Below are 13089 nucleotides of genomic sequence, written 5' to 3'. Positions count from 1 at the left end.
TTTAAACACCGCATTCTAATCAGTTTTAAAGTGACACAAAAAAGCAACTTCACCATTTCTGATGAAGCTGCCTAAGTAACTATTTATTCGACTAAATTTTAGCCATCCACACAATTTGACGTAGAGCCCTTTTTACTTTCTAATCTTCGAAATATTCGACTAAGGCGTTTTTAACAGCTTTAGCAACAGAGCGTTGAAATTTTTTTGTTTTAAAGGTGTGAGCATCAGAGTCGTTATTCATGAAGCCTAATTCTAGTAACAGAGCAGGGCGTTGATTGTCTCTTAAAATAAGATAATCACCAACGTCGACACCTCGGTTTGGTAAAGGTAATTCTTTTTCTAAATGGTTATTAACAACAGTGGCTAAGTCTAAATGGTCTTTGTTGTAATAATAAGTCGTAAATCCTGAGGCCTGGTTACTTATTTCTGTTGAATCGTAATGGAAACTAATAAAGGCGTCCGCTTTCTCACGATTACTTCGTAAAGCAATATCTGACAATTCAACAAAGGAATCGTCGTCACGGGTTAAAATCACGTTAGCCCCTAGTTTTTCTAACTCTTCTTGGACGTAGTGGGCAGTAGCGAGAGTCACGACTTTTTCATAAATCGTGCCATCGTTACTAATCGCACCTACATCAGTGCCACCATGACCAGGATCTAAAACAATGGTTGCTTCAGCAATCGAGGTAATTTTCTTTTGATTGTCTTTGTCTAATTCTTCAAAGTTAACGACCCAGTTAGCAACATAGCCAGTTATGCCATCAGTTGTTTCAACTTGATACCAGTCACCTTGGCTTTTTTTAAAGGTGACACTTTCGCCATAATTGATCGTTGCAATTTGTTCTCCGTCAATGCGAGGTTCTTGGCGAATCTTCGTGTCATCTTGACGGGCGAATAGTTGGTCGTTCTTAGAATCTTGTTGTTTTTCCTTTGATTCATCAACGAGTGTCAATAAGGAGGAATGAATCCAACCTTCTTGTTGACCGACAGTCACTTTCGACCAACCGCCTTGTTCAGACGTTACCATGACTTTTTTATTTTTCTTTAAAGTGGTGATTTCTTCCCCTTCAGTATTGGGTTCTTCTCGCAGTTTAGTGTCTTGGGTATTAACTTTAGCAGCAATATTAGTTGCCGGACTCGTGTCATCTTTGCCGATGAGCCAGCTAGCGACCCAGCCTTTTTGGCGGTTTTTCAAACGGACTTGCAACCATTTATTTTCTTTTTTTAAGACGACGAGTTCGTCCCCCCGTTTTACTTGAGCAGAAATATCATTGTCAACCCCAGGACCAGTTCGGACATTCATAGCCATGGCCGTTACTGAAACTGTTTCATGTTTGCCAAGGCTTAAAAAGGCGAAAAAAACGACTAATACGATTCCTAAATTAATTAACAGCAACTTTTTCCATTGCCGGGTGATTGTTCTATTTTTCATTTTGTAATCCTCACTTGTTTAAAATTCTTTCCCCATTATAGCAAAAAACACTAGAATTAAATAGCTCTGAGCCTAAGTGAGTAAAAAGCTTAAGGTAATCTTTTAAACAGACTTTCCTTGACATTTCCCTTTGTTTCTAGTAATTTATATATAATACATATGAATCGATGAAAGAGAGAGTAACTATTTACTTTTTAGATAAGAGAGAATTGTCGTGGCTGAGAACAATTCGTAAAAAGCAAACAGTGAAAGACACTCTGGAGATGAATAGTGCAAAGCTATTCCGTTACGAGCGTTAATCGTTAAAGTGGAAAGAGCAATCTTTCAATCTAGGTGGTACCACGTATGAAATCATTCGTCCTTGTTTATATTACATAAACAAGGACTTTTTGCTCTGTTTCACTATTTGTACAACAAATAGATGAAATCAGAGTACAAGGGATTGCGTAGCAATGCGTTGTGTCCTTTTTAAAGAAAATAGATGAAATCAACAAGCCTTAACTCTAGCATTTTAATGCGTAGAAGTTTAGGACAACGAGTAGTACAAGGGATTATCAGTCGGCTACGACAGATAATGCGTTGTGTCCTTACTATAGGGAAACAAATAGATGAAATCAGAGTACAAGGGATTGCGTAGCAATGCGTTGTGTCCTTTTCAAAGAAAATAGATGAAATCAACAAGCCTTAACTCTAGCATTTTAATGCGTAGAAGTTTAGGACAACGAGTAGTACAAGGGATTATCAGTCGGCTACGACAGATAATGCGTTGTGTCCTTACTATAGGGAAACAAATAGATGAAATCAGAGTACAAGGGATTGCGTAGCAATACGTTATGTCCATACCTAATAAAATAATAAACAAAGACTCACAAGATAGCAGACCATTAACAGAGAGGGGAATTATCAATGGCTTACCAAAAACCAAAAGGCACCGCCGATATTTTACCAGGAGAATCAGAAAAATGGCAGTTTGTAGAAGAAACCGCTCGTTTACTATTTAAAGATTATCAATTTCATGAAATTCGCACGCCAATCTTTGAACATTATGAAGTCATCTCCCGCAGTGTCGGCGATACGACAGACATTGTTTCGAAAGAAATGTATGATTTTTATGATAAAGGGGAACGCCATGTGACCTTACGTCCAGAAGGCACTGCCCCGATTGTCCGATCGTTTGTAGAAAATAAATTATTTGGTCCAGAGTTCCAAAAGCCATATAAAGTTTACTACATGGGACCAATGTTCCGTTATGAACGTCCGCAAGCAGGCCGCTTACGTCAATTCCACCAAATTGGAGCTGAGGTTTTTGGTAGCAACAACCCAGCCACTGATGTGGAAACAATGATGATGGCGATGGACTTCTATGAACAGTTAGGCATTAAACACATTAAATTAGTCATTAACTCTTTAGGTTCAAGAGAAGACCGTGTGGCTTATCGTCAAGCTTTAATCGATTATTTAGAGCCACAGATGGCGGAATTAAGTAAAGATTCTCAAAATCGCCTACACAATAATCCTTTACGAGTCTTAGATAGTAAAGATAAGAAAGATCAAGTGATTGTTGAAAATGCTCCATCGATTTTAGATTATCTAAGTGAAGAATCAGCGAACTTCTTTCAAGAAGTTAAAACAATGTTAGACGGGTTAGACGTTCCTTATGTCATTGATCACCGCATGGTTCGTGGCCTAGATTATTACAACCACACGATTTTTGAAATCATGTCAGATGCCCCAGGTTTTGGTGGTGCGATTACGACGATTTGTGCCGGTGGACGTTATGACGGTTTAGTTTCTGAACTAGGTGGACCTGAAACAGCCGGCTTCGGCTTTGGCTTAGGGGTGGAACGAGCATTAATTACGATTGAAGCTGAAGGTATTGAAGTACCGATACTGAATACCATTGATGCTTATGTTGTTGGCTTAGGCGAGGAGACGAGTATCGAAGTCTTGAAACTAGTTCAAGGGATTCGCCAAGCAGGTTTTTCGGCAGAACGAGACTTTATGAATCGTAAAGCTAAGGCTCAATTTAAAACAGCGAATAAATTAAATGCCACATTTGTCTTAACTATCGGAGAAACTGAGTTAGCGGCAGGGAATGTTAACATGAAACACATGGCCACAGGTAAAGAAAAAACGGTGGCCTTAACAGATATTTATACTCGTTTTGGCGAAGTTTATGATGAGCTGAACAGCGAAAAATAAAAGTAACATGAGTGAAAGATGAAGGGATGAGACAAAATGGCAATTAGAACAAAGTATTGTGGTCAAGTAGCAACAGAAGATTTAGGCAAAGTTATTACACTAAAAGGTTGGGTTCGTAAAAGACGTGACCACGGTGGGGTTATTTTTATCGATTTACGTGACAGAGAAGGCTTTGCGCAAGTTGTCTTCAATCCAGAGTATTCAAAAACAGCTTGGGAAATTGCTGATACGTGTCGAACTGAATACGTCATTGAAATTACTGGTGAAGTTATTAAACGGGTCCCAGAAGCAATCAATCCAAAAATGGCAACTGGTGAGTTTGAAATTATGGCAACAGACATTACAATTTTAAATGCCTCAAAAACAGTGCCTTTTGGAATCGAAGAAGGGACACCTAGTAATGAAGAGTTACGTTTGAAATACCGTTACTTAGACTTACGTCGTCCAGAAATGTTGGCTAACATGAAGTTACGTCATGCTGTGACCCGCTCGATTCGTGAGTATTTAGACGATCATGGCTTTATTGATGTGGAAACGCCTTACTTAAATAAATCAACACCAGAAGGCGCTCGTGACTATTTAGTTCCTTCAAGAATTCACGGTGGTCATTTCTACGCCTTGCCACAATCACCACAAATTACGAAACAATTGTTAATGGCAGCTGGTTTTGACCGTTATTACCAAATCGCTCGTTGTTTCCGTGATGAAGATTTACGTGGTGACCGTCAACCAGAATTTACCCAAATTGACTTAGAAACAACCTTCTTAACACCAGAAGAGATTCAAGATTTCACAGAAGAGCTCTTTACGAAAGTCATGCGTGAAACGAAAGGCGTTGAGATTCCAACACCATTTCCACGTTTAAGTTACGATGACGCCATGGCCCGTTATGGTAGTGATAAGCCAGATACTCGTTTCGAGATGGAATTGATTGACTTGAAAGACGTTGTTAAAGACGTTGACTTTAAAGTCTTCCAAATGGCATTAGCTGCTGGTGGGGATGTCAAAGCCATCGTTGCTAAAGGAGCAGCTAGCAAGTATTCACGGAAAGACATGGACAACTTAGGCACTTATATTAGCCAGTTTGGCGCAAAAGGCTTAGCTTGGTTAAAAGTAGAAGAAGATGGTCTGAAAGGGCCGATTGCTAAATTCTTAACGGAAATCGAAGCAGAATTAATTGCCGCTGTCAAAGCTGAAGTTGGCGATATCATTATGTTCTCAGCTGATAAATCAGAAGTTGTGGCAGCATCATTAGGGGCTTTACGTAGCCGTTTAGGTAAAGAATTAGAGTTAATCGATGAGTCGAAATACAACTTCTTATGGGTTGTTGACTGGCCGTTACTTGAGTACGATGAAGAAGCGAAACGTTACTCTTCGGCTCACCATCCATTTACAATGCCAAAAGAAAGTGACTTACCACTTTTAGATACGGCACCAGAAAAAGTTTATGCTGAAGCTTATGACGTAGTCTTAAATGGTTATGAATTAGGTGGCGGTTCAACGAGAATTCATAAACGTGAAATTCAAGAGAAGATGTTTGAAGTTCTAGGCTTCACTCCTGAGTCAGCTAATGAACAATTTGGTTTCTTATTAGATGCTTTAGACTATGGATTCCCACCACATGGCGGTTTAGCTTTAGGCTTAGACCGTTTAGTAATGTTATTAGCAGGTAAAGACAATATTCGTGAAGTGATTGCCTTCCCTAAAAATAACAAAGCCATTGACCCAATGAACCAAGCGCCAGGGAAAGTATCCCCAGCACAACTCTTTGATTTAAGTTTAAATGTCACCATTGAAGATGAGTAAAATTACGAAAGCTGCCTGTTTTTAGGCAGCTTTTTTTGATTATTAAGATAGTATTATACAAATAGTAGGATATTTATAAAAAGTTAATTGACAGCGTTTTAAAAAAATGCTATGCTACTTACTGAAGTAGAGAATAAAAGGTTTGTTACTGACTCGATCAGGCATCACCTATTTTGACTAGCAATTTTTTTTAGGCCGTTTTGTATAAAAACGAACCTATCTGGAAGTTAGCTCAAAATGGGATATTTGTGTTAAAGGAGCTGACCAATTGAGATTTATTAAGAAAATAAATAATAATGTGGCCTTCGCCCAAGACGCAGGTGGCATTGATTATATTGTTCTAGGCAAAGGAATTGGCTTTCAACATGAGGCAGGTGTTCTGCTGAGTGAAGAACAGATTGACCGAAGCTTTAAAGCCGAAGGTCATCAGTCGGAAAATCAATCTTTAGATATTTTAACGAATATGAACTCAGAAATTGTCGATATGACAACGAAAGTCAGCCAGTTCGCAGAAAAAGAATTAGGAATTACTTTTGATAATAGTCATTACTTGATCTTAGCGGATCATCTCGCCTATGCTGTTAAACGGCAACGAGAAGGGGTGGAGTACGCTCCCTTAAACCAGTGGGAACTGCGGAAACTATTTCCGAAAGAATACGCAGTGGCAGTCCAAGCCTTAGGCATGATTAATCAAGAGTTTGCTGTTAACTTAGATCATTCAGAAATTAGTTTTATTACGAATCATTTCGTCAATGCTAACTCTGAATACAGTAGTTTAAAAGACACCTTGAAGATGACTAAGTTAATTAAAAGTATTGTAAGATTAGTTGAGTACCAATTTCATTTAGATTTAGATGAAGACTCTTTTAATTATAGTAAGTTCATCAGTCACCTCCGTTACTTTATTTTACGGAAGATGAACGACCACATGTTTTCGGAAAATACAATTGACCAAGAGTTAATTGATATGTTTCAAATGAAATACCCAGAAGCTTACCGGATGGCCGATAAAATTGAAGGCTACTTGAACTTAAAAGAAGGTTGGACGTTAACCTCAGATGAAAAGCTCTACTTAACAGTTCACGTTCGTCGGCTAACAGCGGAAGACAACTAAATATCAATTCACTGTTTGGATTGTTACTGACTCGATCAGGCATTACTGAATAATGAAAATAAACTTAGCTAGAAATAGCTAGCATTGTTTATTTTTGTTATTCATTTTTTTATAGAAAAAAATACACATACAAAGGAGAAATACAATCATGGCAACTCACAAAGAGACAGCACAACAAGTCGTTGAAAAAATTGGTGGCAAAAGTAACATTAGCCACGCGTGGCACTGCGTTACTCGTCTACGTTTTAACTTAAACGACAAAAATATTATCGTTTTAGAGGACATCAAAAAAATTCCTGGGGTTATGGGCGCACAATTTTCAGGCGACCAATTCCAAGTAATTATTGGTAACACAGTCGGTGATGTTTTTGAAGAAGTTGAAAACATCGTCGGAACTGGTAATGGCGAAGCACCAAAAAACAGTAATGAAGGTGTGCTTTCAATTATCTTTGATGCGATTTCAGGTATCTTTACACCAGTTATTCCTGCTTTAGCCGGAACTGGACTTTTAAAAGGTTTCTTAGCACTATCAGTAATTATGGGATTCTTAACAGCTGAAAGCCCAACGTACTTATTATTATATGGTTTAGCAGATACCGTTCTTTACTTCTTCCCGTTCTTCTTAGCAGCTTCCGCAGCAGAGAAATTCAGAACGAATAAATATTTAGCCATGGTCTTAGCTGGGGCGATGATGTACCCAACTTACCAAGGAGCAGCTCAAGCCGCATTTGCCGCTAAATTAGGTGGCGAAGCCGCACCAACTGTTTGGAAAATGTTCGGCGCGTTACCAGTGCCATTAGTAACATACACAAGCTCTGTTATCCCAATTATCTTCGCTGTGCTATTATTGAAATTTGTTAACAATTGGGTTAAAAAATGGATGCCGAAGAGTCTGAACTTAATGTTCACACCAATGTTTGCTTTATTAATTGTCTTCCCAATCTCAATGATCGTCATTGGCCCTGCTGGAACATACTTAGGTGCCTTTGTTGGTGGCGGAGTTGCTTGGTTATTCGCAACTGCTGGTCCTTTAGCTGGTTTAGTTTTAGGTGCCACATTCCCACTATTAATTATTACAGGTATGCACTATTCACTATTACCAATTGGTTTAAACAACTTAGCAACAAAAGGTTACGAAAATACAGTTGGACCAGTTGGCTCAATTACTAACGTCGCTCAATCAGGTTCAGCCTTTGCCGTAGCGATTCGTTCTAAAAACAGCAACATGAAACAAATTGCGATTTCATCAGGAATTTCAGCAGCAATCGGAATTACTGAGCCAGCAATGTACGGTGTTAACTTGAAATTGAAACGTCCTTTCTACGCAGCTTTAGCAGCCGGCGGAATTGCTGGAGCTTTTGGTGTCTTCATGAACATTCGCTCATTTGGTGGTGGCGGAATGCCAGGTTTCTTATCAATCCCAGCTTACATTAATGCTGAAGATGGCATGAACGTCATTTGGTTTATCGTGTCATTATTAATGAGTTGGATTTTAGCTTTTATCTTTACTTTAGTTTTAGGTTTTAAAGATGAAGTGGAAGAAGTAGCAACAGAAACAGTTAGTCCTAGTCCAGCTGTAACAGAACCCAAGGTTGCTGGGGGAAAACACCGGATTTTCTCACCGATGAATGGTCAATTAGTTAATTTAAAAGACGTTCCAGATGAAACATTTGCTAGCGAATTAGTTGGTAAAGGAATTGCCATTGAAGCGTCAGATGAAAATGTTTACTCACCAGTTTCAGGAACAATCATGATGTTCCCTTCGTCAAAACATGCCATTGGTTTAGTTAGTGATGAAGGTGTTGAAATTTTGATTCACATCGGAATCGATACTGTTGGTTTAGGTGGCGAAGGCTTTAACTTAGACTTGAAACAAGGTCAAAAAGTTGAAAAAGGTGAACTTTTAGGAACAGTTGATTATAAATTTATTAAAGAAAAAGGCTTAAACACGGTCACAATGGTGATTGTTACGAATACAGCGAATTACTTTGATGTTTCAGCTGCTCAAACAGATGGAGTTATCTTTAAAGAAGAAGAAATCATCCACATTTTATAAAAATATAGTAACTGAGGAGAATACTTATGACAAAACCAGAATTTAATTTTCCGAAAGACTTCCTTTGGGGCGGCGCAACTGCTGCTAACCAATGTGAAGGGGCATATAATGAAGGTGGCAAAGGCTTAACAATCGCTGATGTCTCACCTGGTGGGAAAAACCGGATTGCAACACTTTACGATCCTAACTATAACTTAGAAATTGATTTAGAAACTCACACGTACCCAAATCATTTAGGGATTGATTTTTACAACCGTTACAAAGAAGATATTGCACTATTTGCTGAAATGGGCTTTAAGACCTTCAGAATGTCAATTTCTTGGGCACGGATTTTCCCAAATGGTAATGATGCTGAGCCGAATGAAGAAGGACTAGCTTATTACGAAAATGTGATTGATGAGTTATTAAAATACGGAATTGAACCAACGATTACGATGTCTCATTACGAAACACCTTTAAACTTAGTAAAAGAATACGGTGGCTGGAAAAACCGTGAATTAATCGGCTTATTCGAGAAATATTCACGAGTGATTTTAGAACGTTTCCATACTAAAGTAAAATATTGGATGACTTTTAATGAAATTAATACTGGGACAGGTGGGTCATTCTTCACGGTTGCTATGCGTAACCAAACACCAGAAGCGAACTACCAAGCATTGCATAACCAGTTCGTGGCGAGTTCATTAGCAACTAAAATTGCCCATGAGTTAAACCCAGAGCTACAAGTCGGTTGTATGAGTATTTACGCAACGATGTATGCCTATGATTGTAATCCAGAAACGGTGGTAGCCATGAAAGACCGTAATAGAATGTTTAACTACTTCTGTAATGATGTCCAAGTTCGTGGGGAATACCCAAGTTATTCAAAACGTTTCTTTGAACAAAATGGCATTACCTTAGATGTTCAACCAGGAGATTTAGAAGTCATTAAAGCTCACACTGTTGATTATTTATCATTTAGTTACTACATGTCTTCAGCTTTATCGATTAATCCTGAACACACTAGTGCTAAAGGTAACTTCTTTGGTGGTACGAAAAACCCATTCTTGAAAGCTAGCGAATGGGGCTGGGAAATTGACCCAATCGGTTTACGAGTAGCCTTAGGTGACTTGTATGAGCGTTATGGGGTACCGCTTTATATTTCTGAAAATGGCTTAGGAGCCATTGATACACCAGATGAAAACTTTAAGATTGATGATGATTACCGGATTGACTATTTACGTCAACACATTATTGAAATGGAAAAAGCCATCAATCTTGATGGTGTCGATTTATTCGCTTATACCCCTTGGGGATGTATTGACTTAGTCAGTGCCTCAACAGGTGAAATGTCAAAACGTTACGGATTTATTTATGTTGATTTAGATGATGCAGGTAAGGGAACACTGAATCGTTACAAAAAGAAATCATTTGATTGGTACAAAGAATTAATTGCAAGCAATGGTCAAAGTTTAAACAAATAGCAAACAGAGATAGCTGAGTCATCAGCTGTCTTTTTTTGTTTGTACCCTGGTAAAAAGTAAAATTCTTGATTATTTATTAAGAAAGTCACTAAATTACCGAAAAAAGTCGGCAAATCTTACAAAAAAGCTAAAGTCCCATGGGAAAGAGCGGTTGTTCTTTATTAAACCTTCCAATCAGCCTATAATGAAAGTATCAAGTTACCCAAGGGGCGAATGACTGACAATGAAAGAACTTCAGGAACGATTTACTAATAATGAGTATACAACTAAAGCAACAGTAGCGTTATTATATGCAATGTTGGCTTCGGTGGCTTTAAATGTCTTTTGGCGGCCAGGAAATATTTATGCCAGTGGGGTAACAGGGTTATCCCAAATCATCACAACGTTAATTGAAAATGCCACCGGTCGAGAAGCTTATGTTTCCGTAGTTTATTATTGTTTGAATGTGCCATTGTTTTTCTTAGCCTGGAAAAAAATCAGTAAAAAGTTTACGATTTTCACAATTATTACTGTTACTTTAGCTTCGATTAGTATTCAATTAATGCCAGTGACGCCTTTATCGAGCGATCCAATCATTTGTGCGATTTTTGGTGGAGCGATTAATGGTTTTGGGGTTGGCTTTGCCTTAAAGAATGGAATTTCTTCTGGGGGCCTAGACATTATCGGCATCACCATTCGCAAGATGACTGGCCGCAGCGTTGGTTCGATTACGATTGTTCTGAATGGTTTAATCGCTTTTACGGCTGGTTATCTCTTTGGATGGCCGTATGCTTTCTACAGTGTCTTATCAATTTTTGTAAGTGGGAAAGTCACTGATTCGGTTTATACGAAGCAACAAAAAATGCAAGTCACGATTATTACTGCCCATCCAGATGCGGTGATTGAAGCTGTCCAAAAACGTCTCCGTCGAGGAATTACAATTATTAACGATACGGCAGAAGGTGCCTTTGATCACCGTCAAAAGACCGTTTTATTAACAGTCATCACCCGCTTTGAAATGAACTCCTTAGAAAAAGCAATGTTAGAATCTGATCCAGCGGCTTTCGTTAGCATTGCTGATAACATTAAGATTTTAGGGAACTTTTATGACCCGGGAATGTGAAAAAAGCTCTAGCAATCCTTTTAGGAATTGCTAGAGCTTTTTTACATATATTTACTCAAAAATCGTTCTTTCTCATGACGGGCTAATTGTTTAAAGGCATACTCAGCTCGCATGGCTTCACTTTTAGTTGGGAAAGCTTCGGTGTAGATCATTTCCATGGGACGGCGGCTACGGACTCGAGTGTACTTAGCACCAGTGCCATCATTATGTTCTTGGAGTCGCCGTGTTGGTTCAGTCGTATAACCGCCGTAAAAGGTCTCATCGGCACAAAGTAAGACGTAAAAGAAATGTTCTTTAGTTTCCATAAAGCATCCCCCTAACTGTTGGTAAGTATTCCCCTTGGTCATCATAGACGTACAGAGGTGGCAAGATTTTTAAGCCATCGGGTTTGCCTTTATGAATGCCTTCAACTAAGACGGTATTTGCTTCTTTGCCCTCTTTAGGATAGACAAATTGAATTCGTTTAGGAATGATTTTGTAATGTTTCATCGTTTCTAAAATATCGACTAAACGTTCTGGTCGATGAACTAAAGCTAATTTACCATTACTTTTCAATAAACCAGCAGATTGCTGAATCACATCAGCTAAAGTCGCGTGAATTTCGTGACGGGCAATGGCTAAGTAGGGATTAGGATTAGTGTGGTTCGTGGGCAACTCTTTAAAGTAAGGTGGGTTGCAAACAATCAAATCAATCGAGTCTTTCTTAATGGCAGAAGTCACTAGCTTCAAGTCTAAGGTCAGGAGATTCATTTGTGAGCCTAGATCATTCAGTTGGATACTCCGCCGTCCCATATCAGCTAGACGCTCTTGTAGCTCGATACCAGTAATAGAGGCCTGGGTGTTGCGGCTAATAAACAAGCCAACTGCGCCGTTGCCAGCACATAAATCAATGATTTGTCCTTTTTTCGGTAAGCTAGCAAAGTTAGCTAAAAGGACTGCGTCTAAAGAAAAAGAAAAAACCTCGCTACTTTGAATAATTTGTATGTCGTCAGCGTAGAGCTGATCAATCCGTTCGTTAGGTAATAATAAGTCTGACATCTCAGTGACTCCTTTGTATGTAATCGAGTTACATTATAACACGAAGGAGGGGCTGAGAATAAAAAACTTGCAAGGAGCGCCTTTTTTCGGCATACTATGAGGGAATAAAGAAAAGTGAGGAGAAGCAAATGTTCTTTCGATTTATCAGACAAGTTGCCCGGGTTGTTGTCTTTTTAGTCAACGGCAAGGCGGATTACCAACAAACAGAGATCTTACCAAAAGATAGCAACTATATTTTAGTTGGCCCCCATCGGACGTGGTGGGACCCGATTTACTTTGCCTTAGGAGCCGCTCCTAAAGAATTTAGTTTTATGGCTAAAGAGGAATTGTTTAAAAATCCAATTTTACGTTACATTTTAGTCCACGCCCATGCGTTCCCAGTTAAACGGGATAACCCGGGACCAAGTGTGATTAAGACCCCAGTTAAAAGTTTGAAAAATACTGATTTGAGTTTAATCATGTTTCCAAGTGGCACCCGACACTCAGAAGAGTTAAAAGGTGGGGCCGCTTTAATTGCAAAAATGGCAAAAGTTTCAATTGTTCCAGCTGTTTATCAAGGGCCTTTAACTTTAGGTGGCTTGTTTAAACGCCAAAAAGTTACTGTTAGATATGGGGCGCCTATCGACATTAGCGATATAACTAAAATGAATCAAGAAGGTATTAATGAAGTTGAACGTCGGATGACGGCTGGCTTCAAACAACTTGATCAAGAAATTAATCCTGAGTTTCTTTACAAAATAGAAAAATAGGCTCTACGTCAAATTGTGTGGATGGCTAAAATTTAGTCGAATAAATAGTTACTTAGGCAGCTTCATCAGAAATGGTGAAGTTGCTTTTTTGTGTCACTTTAAAACTGATTAGAATGCGGTGTTTAAA

The 13089-nt window shown here is 38.7% G+C and carries 10 protein-coding genes and 1 other annotated feature; of the genes, 7 read left to right on the top strand and 3 right to left on the bottom strand.

The annotated features are described in order from the left end of the window. Positions 1-139 precede the first annotated feature (139 nt). Entirely contained in the window at positions 140-1432 is a 1293-nt protein-coding gene (locus CBF35_RS14655; protein WP_126782544.1) for an N-acetylmuramoyl-L-alanine amidase family protein, read from the bottom strand. Positions 1433-1590: 158 nt separating this feature from the next. After that, positions 1591-1798: a binding site (T-box leader), on the top strand. Positions 1799-2338: 540 nt separating this feature from the next. Here CBF35_RS14655 and hisS point away from each other — a divergent pair. The 6 genes from hisS (at position 2339) to CBF35_RS14625 (ending at position 11175) form a co-directional block, all read left to right on the top strand. Next, the gene (hisS, locus tag CBF35_RS14650; protein WP_126782541.1) at positions 2339-3634 is read left to right on the top strand and encodes a histidine--tRNA ligase; all 1296 of its coding nucleotides are present in this window, start codon (positions 2339-2341) and stop codon (positions 3632-3634) included. A 36-nt stretch (positions 3635-3670) separates the two neighbouring features. Then, positions 3671-5440, top strand: coding sequence for an aspartate--tRNA ligase (gene aspS / locus CBF35_RS14645; protein ID WP_126782539.1), 1770 nt, complete (start codon positions 3671-3673; stop codon positions 5438-5440). Positions 5441-5708: 268 nt separating this feature from the next. Beyond that, a complete protein-coding gene (locus tag CBF35_RS14640) occupies positions 5709-6554 on the top strand; it encodes a PRD domain-containing protein (RefSeq protein ID WP_126782536.1) in 846 nt (281 codons plus the stop codon). Positions 6555-6702: 148 nt separating this feature from the next. Next, entirely contained in the window at positions 6703-8610 is a 1908-nt protein-coding gene (locus CBF35_RS14635; protein ID WP_126782534.1) for a beta-glucoside-specific PTS transporter subunit IIABC, read from the top strand. Between the two features lie 26 nt (positions 8611-8636). Next, entirely contained in the window at positions 8637-10073 is a 1437-nt protein-coding gene (locus CBF35_RS14630; RefSeq protein WP_126782532.1) for a glycoside hydrolase family 1 protein, read from the top strand. A gap of 223 nt (positions 10074-10296) precedes the next feature. Then, a complete protein-coding gene (locus tag CBF35_RS14625) occupies positions 10297-11175 on the top strand; it encodes a YitT family protein (protein WP_126782529.1) in 879 nt (292 codons plus the stop codon). A gap of 41 nt (positions 11176-11216) precedes the next feature. On the opposite strand, the gene CBF35_RS14620 is transcribed toward CBF35_RS14625, so the two are convergent. Then, positions 11217-11480 (bottom strand): GIY-YIG nuclease family protein, encoded by a 264-nt coding sequence (locus CBF35_RS14620; RefSeq protein WP_126782527.1) that lies wholly within the window; start codon positions 11478-11480, stop codon positions 11217-11219. Then, on the bottom strand, positions 11470-12213 hold the full coding sequence (locus CBF35_RS14615) for a tRNA1(Val) (adenine(37)-N6)-methyltransferase (RefSeq protein ID WP_126782525.1): 744 nt from the start codon (positions 12211-12213) through the stop codon (positions 11470-11472). Before CBF35_RS14615 ends, CBF35_RS14620 begins: the two co-directional genes overlap by 11 nt. 128 nt (positions 12214-12341) lie before the next feature. Here CBF35_RS14615 and CBF35_RS14610 point away from each other — a divergent pair, with 128 nt between their 5' ends. Continuing rightward, a complete protein-coding gene (locus CBF35_RS14610; RefSeq protein WP_126782523.1) occupies positions 12342-12962 on the top strand; it encodes a lysophospholipid acyltransferase family protein in 621 nt (206 codons plus the stop codon). Positions 12963-13089: the final 127 nt, after the last annotated feature.

It is taken from the genome of Vagococcus salmoninarum, assembly GCF_003987495.1.
GTDB classification, from domain to species: Bacteria; Bacillota; Bacilli; order Lactobacillales; family Vagococcaceae; genus Vagococcus_D; species Vagococcus_D salmoninarum.
The sequence above is the reverse complement of the archived record's forward strand: the minus strand, read 5'-3'. Positions and strand labels throughout refer to the sequence as shown.